Source organism: Streptomyces sp. NPDC042100 (genome assembly GCF_055582325.1).
The window spans coordinates 18,769-29,340 of record NZ_JBVJDK010000003.1; the positions used below are offsets into that span (position 1 = coordinate 18,769).

Below are 10,572 nucleotides of genomic sequence, written 5' to 3' on the forward strand. Positions count from 1 at the left end.
GCGTGCCGGGGGCGGCTACTTGGCCGCGATGAAGAGGCGGCCGCCCGGGAAGCGGTGGGGGACGCACTCGGCCTTGTCGAAGCCGGCCTGGCGGAAGCGGGCCAGCCAGTCCTCCTCCGGGGGGAGGGTCACGTTCATGAAGCCGGCGTGCAGGTAGGTGAAGAGCGCGCTGAAACGGCGCTCCCGCTCCGCCGAGGCGTACGGGACCGCGTCGGTGATCGCCATGATGCCGCCCGGCCGCAGCGCCTCCCGGCAGCGGCGCAGCACGCGGTCGAAGACGTCGCCCTCCAGGACGATGTCGTGGAAGACGAACCCGGCGTGGATGACGTCGGCGCCCTCCACCGGACCCGGGTCGTCCGCGATCGACTGGATCGGCCGCTCCACCACCGTCAGCCGCTCGCCGACCCCCGCGTCCCCGGCCGCGCGGGCCGCCTCCGCGCAGGCGCCCGCGCTCATGTCCAGGGCGACGCCGGTGCTCTCCGGCAGCCGGCCCAGCAGGTCGATCAGCAGGCCCGCGGCGCCCGCGCCGAGGTCCACGATCCGCTTCGGCCGCGCGGCCAGGATCGCCTCGGTGGCGGCCGGGTAGAAGCCCTGGCTGCCGATCCACCGCGAACTGACCGCGACCTCCCGCCCGTTGCGCTGGTGGCGGGCGGCGGCCCCGGCCGGGTCGCGCAGGAACTCCGCCGGATTCTGCACGTACGGCTGGTTCGCCCGCAGCGACCAGGTGAGGTAGCCGGCGTCGTGGATCCGGTCGGCGAAGTCGTCCGCGATCCGGAACTCCTTCACCCCCGTCGGCACCAGCAGCGCCGCCGCGACCAGCGTGGCCAGGAAGCCGGCCATGCCCTCCTCGGGCACGTCGGCGGCCATCGCCAGCTCCGCCGCGCCGACCGGCTCACCGCGCTCCAGCAGCGGGACGATGCCCAGCCGGTCGGCCATCTCCAGCAGCGTGGCCGTGGCGGCGAGGTCGGCGGCGGTCTCCGAGGGGCTCATGCGTGACATCGTGCTCTCCCATTCCCATACGAGGATCGACTCGGGTTCTGAGGTCATCGGGGGTCCGGCTCGTGGCCGGAGGACTCGGGCGGCCCGGCGGGGCCGGTGCGCCGCCGCAGCTTCGGGCGGCCGCGCCGCGCGGACCGGCCCAGGCGCTCGGCGAGGGCCGCGACCGTCGGGGACTCGAACAGCGCGGCGACGCTCAGGCTCGCGTCGTAGCGCGTCCGCACCCGGTTCAGCAGCCGGGTCGCGAGCAGCGAGTGGCCCCCGAGGTCGAAGAAGTTGTCGTGCACGCCGACCCGCTCGGCCTTCAGGACCTCCGCGAACATCGCGCACAGGGCCTCCTCCCGCTCGTCCCGGGGCGCCGTGTACGCCGGCCCGGCCGCCCTGGGGTCCGGCGCCGGGAGCGCCGCGCGGTCGACCTTGCCGTTGCCGGTCAGCGGCAGCCGGTCCAGCGTCACGAACACGCTCGGCACCAGGTGCTCCGGCAGCAGCGCGGCGGCGTGCTCGCGCACCGAGGCCACGTCCGCCCCGGCCGGCACCAGATAGCCGATCAGCCGTTCGCCGTCCCCGGTCACCGTCGCGTGCGCCACGTCCGGGTGCCCGGTCAGCGCCGCCTCGACCTCGGCGGGTTCGATCCGGAAGCCGCGCACCTTCAGCTGCGCGTCCGCCCGGCCCTCGAACTCCAGCACCCCGTCCGGCCGTCGGCGGGCCAGGTCGCCGGTGCGGTACATGCGCCCGCCGGGCGGCCCGTACGGATCGGCCACGAAGCGGCCCGCCGTCACGTCGGGCTGGCGCGCGTACCCCCGGGCGAGCCCGGTCCCGGTCACGTACACCTCGCCGGGCACCCCCGGGGGCACCGGCCGCAGCCGCTCGTCGAGCAGATAGACCCCGGTGTGGTCCATCGGCAGCCCGATCGGCACCGTACGGGCCGGGGCCCCGTCGAGCGGGTGCCAGGTGGAGATGACCGTGGTCTCGGTGGTGCCCCAGGCCGCCGCGACGGCGGTGTCCGGCGCCCCGGACAGCAGCTCCGCGACCGACGCGGGCGACACCACGTCGCCGGCGACCCAGACCAGGTCCATCGCCGCCATCGCCGCCGGTGCCTCGGCCACCATCAGGTTGAAGAGGGCCGAGGTGAAGACGGCCGTCGTGGCCCCGCCCCCGGTCACCGCGCGGGCCAGCACGTCGGTGTCCAGCTCGCCCTCGGGCGCGACCACCACCCGGCCGCCGGTCAGCAGCGGCAGCCAGATCTCGTACGTGGACGGGTCGAAGGAGACCGGCGAGTGCATCAGGGCGTCGGCGGGCCGCAGCCCCGCCCAGGCGCGGTCGGCCACGAACTCGGCGACCGCGCGGTGCGAGACGCTCACCGCCTTCGGGGCGCCGGTCGAACCGCTGGTGAACATCGTGTACGCGGTGAGCTCCGGGTGGCCCGCGACCGCCGGGCCGTGCTCGGCGGTGCCGGGGGAGGGCGTGACGACCGTGACTCCGGTCAGCTCCGTCCGGTCCTCCGTCACGAGCAGCCTCGCGCCCATGTGGTCGACCATGTGCTGCTGCCGGGCGAGCGGCGCCGAGCTGGGCAGCGGCAGGTAGCCGCCGCCCGCCTTGATCACGGCCAGCACGGCCACCAGGTAGCCGATGCCGCGCGGCAGGCGCACCGCCACCGGGTCGTCGGGCCGGCAGCCCGCGGCGACCAGCGCGTGCGCCAGGTGGTTCGCCCGCCGGTCCAGCTCCCCGTAGCCGATCGAGCGCTCGCCCTCGACCGCGGCCACCGCGTCCGGCCGGGCCTCGGCCCGCCGGGCGAACAGCGTGGCCAGGTCCTCGCCGACGACCGGCCGCCCGGTCTCGCGCGGCGCGGCCAGCGCGGTGCGCCGCTCCTCGTCGGAGAGCAGCTCGAACCGCCCGATCGGGGCGTCCGGGTCCGCGACCGCCGAGGCCAGCACCCGGACCAGGCGGTCCATCAGGCCCGCCACGGTCTCCCGGTCGAACATGTCGGTGCGGTAGCGCACCTCGCCCGTGATGCCCTCGGGCTCCCGGCCCGCCCCGTGCCGCTCGGCGAAGCTCAGGCTCAGGTCGAAGTCCACCGGACCGACCTTGAGCGCGGCCAGCTCGCCCTCGGTCGGCGCCGCCGACACCTCCGTGCCGGACAGCCCGAAGACGGACTCCGCGTTGTTCTGCAGCACCAGCATCGTCTGGAACAGCGGGTGCCGGCTCAGGCTGCGGGCCGGGTTCAGCGCGGACACCAGCCGGTCGAACGGCAGCTCCTGATGGGCGTACGCCGACAGGTCCAGCTCCCGCACCCGGCCCAGCAGTTCGCGGAAGCTCGGGTCGCCGGAGGTGTCGGTGCGCAGCACCAGGCTGTTGACGAAGCAGCCGACCAGATGGTCGAGACCGTCGTCGCTGCGCCCCGCGACCGCGGTGCCCAGCGGGATGTCGGTGCCCGCGCCGAGCCGGGTGTACAGCGTGGCGAGGGCGGCGTGCAGCACCATGAACAGCGTGGTGTGGGTGGTCCGGGCCAGGTCGAGCAGCCCCGCGTGGAGCGGCGCGGGCAGGGCGACCGGGAGCAGCGCGCCGCGCAGGTCCGAGGAGTCCGGCCGGGGCCGGTCGTAGGGCAGCGCCAGCTCCTGCGGGAGCCCGGCGAGCCGCTCCCGCCAGTGCTCCGTGAGCCGGGCCCCGTCCGGGCCCGCGAGCAGCGCCCGCTGCCACAGCGTGTAGTCCGCGTACTGCACCGGCAGCGGGCGGGCTGCCGGGGCGCCGCCGGTCAGCCGCGCCGCGTACGCGTCGCCCAGGTCCTGGGCGAGCGGGACCTGCGACCAGCCGTCACCGGCGATGTGGTGCATCACCAGGAGCAGCGTGTGCCGCTCCGCGCCGGTGCTGAACAGGTGCAGCCGCAGCGGGAGTTCGGCCGTGAGGTCGAAGCGGTGCGCGGCGGCGGCCGTCAGCTCCCGGTCCAGCTCCTCCGGCGCCACCTCCGTCACGCGCAGCACCTCGTCCGGGTCGGCCCGCTCCAGGACCTCCTGGCGGGGCACCCCGTCCGTCTCGGGGAAGCGGGTCCGCAGCGTCTCGTGCCGCGCCAGCAGGTCGCCGACGGCGGCGCGCAGCGCGCCGGTGTCCACGGGCCCGTCCACGCGCAGCGGCAGCGGCCAGCCCAGCCCGTTCCACCGGGAGAGGAACCAGAGGCGCTCCTGGGCGTACGACAGCGGCAGCGGTTCCGGGCGGGGGGCCGGGACCAGGGCGGGGCGGGTGCGGCCGGCGGGGCCGCCGGAGCCGATCCGCGCGGCGAGCGCCGCCGCCGTCGGGGCCTCGAACAGGTCGGCCACGCCCAGGTCCGCGCCGAGGTGGGTGCGGATCCGGTTGACCAGCCGGGTGGCGAGCAGCGAGTGCCCGCCGAGGTCGAAGAAGTTGTCGTGGGCGCCGACCCGGTTGCGGCCGAGGAGTTCGCCCATCAGCCCGGCGACGATCTCCTCGGCCGGGGTGCGCGGCGCCGTGTAGCCGGCCCCGGCGGTGAACTCGGGCTCGGGCAGCGCCCGGCGGTCCACCTTGCCGTTGCCGGTCAGCGGGAGCCGGTCCAGGACGACGAAGGCGCTGGGCACCAGGTAGTCGGGGAGCGCCCCGGCCAGCCGGTCGCGGACGGCGCCGAGGTCCGGCGCTGCGCCGTCGGGCACCAGGTAGGCGACCAGGCGGCGTTCGCCGCCTCGGTCCTCGTGGGCGGTGACGAAGGCCCGCGCGATCTCCGGCAGCGCGGTGAGCGCCGCCTCTGCCTCGGCGGGCTCGACGCGGAAGCCCCGGATCTTCACCTGGGCGTCGGCCCGCCCGACGAAGTCCAGCGTGCGGCCGGCCCGCCGCCACCGGACGATGTCGCCGGTGCGGTACATCCGGGCGCCGGGCGGTCCCCAGGGGTCGGCGGTGAAGCGCTCGGCGGTCAGCCCGGACTGTCCGGCGTAGCCCCGGGACACCCCGGAGCCCGCGATGTACAGCTCGCCCGGCACCCCGGTCGGCACCGGCCGGAGCCGCGCGTCGAGCACGTACAGGCGGGTGTCGTCCATCGCGCCGCCGATCGGCACCCGGGCGGGCACGGGCTCTCCGCCGGACATCGAGAAGCGGGTGGAGCAGGTGGTGGTCTCGGTCGGCCCGTACAGGGCGCGGACCGTCAGGTCCGGGTGGCGCTCCAGCAGCCGGGCGACGGCGGCGGGCGGCACCACGTCGCCGCCGGTCAGCACCTCCCGGACGCCCGCGAAGCACTCCGGGTCCTCGGCGAGCGCGCCGAAGAGGCCGGAGGTGAGCCAGATCCGGTCCACGCCGGAGCCGGCGACCGCCGAGGCGAGCCCGGCCGCGTCGAGGACCCCCTCGGGCGCCACGACGACCGTGCCGCCGGTCAGCAGCGGGGTCCAGATCTCGTGCACGGAGGCGTCGAAGCCGGTCGCCGAGTGCATCAGCACGGTGGCCCCGGCCCGCCAGAGGCCGTCGCGGACGAACCCGGCGGCGTTGCGGTGGGTCAGCACCACGGCCTTGGGGACGCCGGTCGAGCCGCTGGTGAACATCACGTACGCGGCCTGGTCCGGGTGCGGATCGGGGCGCGGCGCGCGGTCGGCCGTGCCGTCCCCGGGCGCCAGCGCGGTCAGGCCGGTCAGCCCGGCCGGTACGTTCCCCCGGTCGGTGACCAGCAGTCCGGCACCGGCCCGCGCGGCCATCTCGCGCAGCCGGGCCGCCGGCACGCCCGAGGGCAGCGGCAGGTACGAGGAGCCCGCCTTGAGCACCGCGAGCATCGACACGACCAGCTCGGCCGAACGTTCCTGCAACAGGGCCACCGGCCGGTCCGGGACCGCGCCCGCCTCGACCAGCCGGTGCGCCAGGTGATTGGCCCGCCGGTCGAGCTCGGCGTACGTCAGGACCGTCGGGCCCGCGATCGCCACCGCGTCGGGGTGCTCCGCCGCCCGCGCCGCGAACAGCCCCGGCAGCGAGGCCCCGGGCAGCTCCCGCGCGGTGTCCCGCCGGCCGTACAGGAGCGCCTCGCGCTCGGCGGCGCCCAGCACGTCGAGCCCGCCGAGCCGCCGGTCGGGATCGGCGGCCACGGCCTCCAGGACCCGCACGAACCGGTCGGCCAGCGCCTGGACGGTCTCCGGGTCGAACAGCCCGGTGCGGTAGACGATCTCGCCCACGATGCCGTCGGCGGCACCGTCCCCCGCGTACCCCTCGGTCAGGTTCACGAACAGGTCGAGCTGGGCGGCCGACGGCGTCGAGCGGACCGCCTCGACGTCCAGACCGGCGAGACCGAAACCGGCGTCCTCGTTGTTCTGGAGCACCAGCATGGTCTGGAACAGCGGATGGCGGCTCAGCGAGCGGCCCGGGTTCAGCGCCTCCACCAGCCGGTCGAAGGGCAGCTCCTGGTGGCTCAGCGCGGCCACGTCGGCGGTCCTGGCACGCTCCAGCAGCTCACGGAACGTCGGGTCGCCGGAAGTGTCGGCGCGCAGCACCACGTTGTTGACGAAGAAGCCGACCAGCTCCTCCAGCTGGTCGTCGCCGCGCCCGGCGACCACCGTGCCGATCGGGATGTCGGTGCCCGCCCCGAGCCGCGTGTACAGCGCCGCCAGCGCCGCGTGCAGCACCATGAACAGCGTCGTACGGCCGCGCTGCGCCAGGTCGAGGAGGCCGGCGTGCAGCTCCGCCGGGATCCGCAGCGGCAGCAGCTCGCCCGCGTGGTCGGTCCCGGCGGGCCGGGGCCGGTCGTAGGGCAGCGCCAGCTCCTCCGGCAGCCCCGCCAGGTAGTCCCGCCAGAAGCCGGTCAACTGCTCCTGGTACGCGCCGGTCAGCAGCTCCCGCTGCCACAGCGCGTAGTCCGCGTACTGCACCGGCAGCGGCGCCCACTCCGGCGCGCCCCCCGCCCGGCGGGCCGCGTACGCGGCGGCCAGGTCCCGCGCCAGGGGCCGCATCGACCAGCCGTCGCCCGCGATGTGGTGCAGCACCAGCACCAGGACGTGCCGCTCCGGCGCGGTCCGCAGCAGCCGCACCCGCACCGGCGCCTCGGCCGTGATGTCGAAGGGCTCCCGGCACGCGGTCCGCACCGCCTCGTCCAGCTCCGCCTCGGCCACGTCGCGGACGAGCACCGGGTCGCCGTCCGGGACCCCGGGCAGCACCCGCTGGAACGGGCTGCCGTCCCGCTCGTCGAAGACGGTGCGCAGCGTCTCGTGCCGGGCCGTCAGGTCCCGGACCGCGCCGTTCAGCGCCGCCAGGTCCACCGGGCCGGCCAGCCGCAGCACCACCGGCAGGTTGTACGTCCAGCCCAGCGGGTCCATCCGGTTGACGAACCACAGGCGCTGCTGCGCCCAGGACAGCGGCACCCGCTCCGGCCGGGCGGCCGCCACCAGCGGCGGCGCCTCCAGCTCGCCGGTCGCCGCGATCGTCGCCGCGAGCCCGGCCATGGTCGGCGTCGCGAACAGCGCGTCGAGCCCGAGCCGTACGCCGAAGGCGCCCCGGATCCGGTTGAGCAGCCGGGCGGCGAGCAGCGAGTGCCCGCCCAGCTCGAAGAAGTCGTCGTCGATGCCGATCCAGGCCCGGTCGAGGAGTTCGGCGGCGAGCTCGCACAGCAGCTTCTCCCGCGCGTCCCGGGGCGCCCGCCCCGACACCTCGCCGCGGAAGTCCGGCTCGGGCAGCGCCCGCCGGTCCAGCTTGCCGCTCGCGGTCAGCGGCAGCGCGTCGAGCACCACGAACGCGGCGGGCACCAGGTAGGAGGGCAGCTCCTCCCGGGCCCGGTCGCGCAGCGCGGCGACGAGCAGCCCGCGCCGCCGGGTGGCGATCGGGTCGTTGGTGAAGGCTGCCGCGCCCCCGGCCCGGTACGTCCCGTCCAGCGCCTCGGGGCCGCCGGCCGCCGGGAACACCACGTCCACCAGGTCGGGGCCCGCCGCGGACCAGGTGACCACGGCGGTGCGGCCGTGCGCCCCGGCGAGGGCGTGCCAGTCCTCCGGGTCGGTCCGGTCCGCCGGGCCGTCGAGCGCCGCGCGGGCCGCCGCCACCGGCTCGCCCGCCCGGACCGCCCGCGCGGCGGCGACCTCGCCGGCGACCCGGGCGTTGCGCACCCCGGTCAGCCGCAGCGCCGTCCCGCCGGCCAGCCGGGCGGCCAGCTCCTCCGGGTCCCGCACGTCCGGGCCCCAGCGCAGCTCCGGGACGCCCGCCAGGTCCTGCACGGCGGTGCCCGGGCGGTGCAGCACCACGTCGTAGCGGTGCTTGGTCAGCTCGTTGTGGTCCGCGCCGCGCTTGAGCCGTACGTCCACGGCGCCCGCGCCGACCGTGCCGAACAGGCCCGGGTCGATCAGCAGCTCCTTCTCCAGGAGCACCGCCTGCTCGACCTCGCGGCGCAGCACCTCCGGCTCCGGGTCGCGGCCGAGCTGCCCGAGCCGGACGCCGGTCCACATGGCGTCCACGAGCGGCAGGCAGCGCACGTCGCCGACGAGCAGCCGGCCGCCCGGCGCGAGCAGGCCGAGCAGCTTGACCAGGACGTCCCGCAGATAGCGCTCGTCGGGGAAGTACTGCACCACGGAGTTGATCAGGATGGTGTCGAAGCGGCCGCGCGGCAGCCCCTCGGTGTCGTCGGCGGGCTGGACCCGCAGGGTGACCTTCGCGGCCTCCGGCTCCCCGGCCAGCCGGTCGCGCAGGCCCTCGACGGCGGACGCCGAGTAGTCGGTGCCCCAGTACTCCTCGACCTCGCCGACGAGCCGGGTCAGGATCAGGCCCGAGCCGACGCCGACCTCCAGGACCCGCCGGGGCGCGAAGTCCCGCACCCGGCCGACGAACGCCTCCCGCCAGCGGCTCATCTCCTCGACCGGGATGCCCTCGCCGGTGTACGTGGAGTTCCAGCCGGAGAAGTCGGAGCCGAAGGCGGAGCGGTCGGACTCGTCGTAGAAGGTCTCGTAGATCTGCTGCCACTCGTCGACGTGCCGCCCGGCGTTGCCGTCGTCGTCGCTCTCCCGGACCGGCGCGGCCACCACATAGGCCGCGAGGCGCTTCTCGCCCCGCTGGTCCTCGTGCACCAGCACCCGGGCCTGCTCCACCGCCGGATGCCCGGCCAGGACCGCCTCGATCTCGCCCGGCTCGATCCGCAGCCCCCGGATCTTCACCTGGTCGTCGGCCCGCCCGCAGTAGGCGAGCTGACCGTCCGGCAGCAGCCGCACCAGGTCGCCGGTGCGGTACATCCGGCTCCCCGGCTCCCCGAAGGGGTCGGCCAGGAAGCGCTCGGAGGTGAGCGCGGCCCGGTTCACATAGCCGCGGGTCACGCCGCCGCCCCCGCTGTACAGTTCGCCGATCTCACCGGGCCGCGTCGGGCGCAGCCGGGCGTCCAGGACGTACAGCCGGGTGTCCCCGGAGCGGGAGCCGATCGGCGGCGCGTCGGGGCCGGGCACGAGCGGCGCGGACAGGGTGATCGCGATCGTGGTCTCGGTGGGCCCGTAGCCGTTCACCATCCGGCGGCCCGGCGCCCACAGCTCCACCAGGCGCGCGGGGCACGCCTCGCCGCCGACCATCAGGGACCGCAGCGCGGGCAGTCCGGCGGGCGGCACGGTCGCCAGCACCGACGGGGCCACGAAGGCGTGGGTGATCCCGTGCTCCGCGAGGAACGCGGCCAGCTCCTCGCCGGCCGGCGGGTCCGGCGGGGCGACGACCAGGGTGCCGCCCGGCGCGAACGCCAGCAGCACCTCGATGATCATGGCGTCGAAGCTGGGCGAGGCGAGCTGGGACACCACCGCGTCGGGGCCCGACGCCATCCGCTCCACCAGATCGGCGGCGAACGCGGGCAGCCCCCGGTGCGGCACGGCGACCCCCTTGGGGCGGCCCGTCGAACCGGAGGTGTAGATGACGTACGCGAGGGAGAGCGGACGGTGCGCGGGGGCGGGCCCGTCCGCCGGGCCGGAGCCGGACGCGGACGCGGACGCCGGGCCCGTACCGGACGCGGGCGTCGGGCCGGAGCCGCCCGCCTCCGCCTCGGCCAGCAGCTCCGGCAGGGACCACTGGTCCGTGCCCGGGGTCTCGGGCAGGCCGTACCGCTCCGCCCCCGAGGTCAGCAGGGCGCGCGGCGCGCTGTCCGCGCACATGAACGCGATCCGCTCGGCCGGGTGGTGCACGTCCACCGGCAGGAACGCGGCGCCCGCCTTCCCGACCGCCAGCATCGCGACGATCAGCTCGGCCGAGCGCGGCAGGGCCAGCGCCACCAGGTCCTCGGCGCCGACGCCCCGGGCGCGCAGCACCCGGGCCAGGCGCCCGGCCCGGGCGTCCAGTTCGGCGTAGCTCAGCTCGACCGGGCCGCAGCGCAGCGCGGGCGCGGCACCTCGGCTCGCCGCGTGCCCGGCCACCAGGCCGTGCAAGGACTCGTTCGGGTCGATAGCGGCCGACGGCAAGCGCTCCGGCGAAAACGGCATCGCGGGTCTCCATGGTCGTTGTGTGCCGGTGGGTCCCATGCGGGCTGGCCCATGATGGGCGGACCCCGAAGAGGGCGACAACCCCTATCCGCGCGCCCCGGAACCCCTGGCCGAACCCCCTTTCGGCACCCGTGACCTCGCCTTCCGCGCGCGCCGCCCTATCGTGCGGCCGACGCCCGTC

General features: G+C 76.4%; 2 protein-coding genes. Both read right to left on the reverse strand.

Going from position 1 to position 10,572, the window contains the following annotated elements; translation table 11 throughout:
• Nucleotides 1-15: 15 nt before the first annotated feature.
• Complete coding sequence (locus ACZ6J5_RS07610; protein ID WP_469388739.1) at nt 16-990, reverse strand: class I SAM-dependent methyltransferase; 975 nt, start codon at nt 988-990, stop codon at nt 16-18.
• 53 nt (nt 991-1,043) lie between these two features.
• Complete coding sequence (locus tag ACZ6J5_RS07615) at nt 1,044-10,391, reverse strand: amino acid adenylation domain-containing protein (RefSeq protein ID WP_469388743.1); 9,348 nt, start codon at nt 10,389-10,391, stop codon at nt 1,044-1,046.
• Nucleotides 10,392-10,572: the final 181 nt, after the last annotated feature.

Excerpts from the sequence above, each read along its gene's own strand:
- ACZ6J5_RS07610 (WP_469388739.1), bottom strand. The coding sequence starts at position 990 with ATGAGCCCCTCGGAGACCGCCGCCGACCTCGCCGCCACGGCCACGCTG.
- ACZ6J5_RS07615 (WP_469388743.1), bottom strand. The coding sequence starts at position 10,391 with ATGCCGTTTTCGCCGGAGCGCTTGCCGTCGGCCGCTATCGACCCGAAC.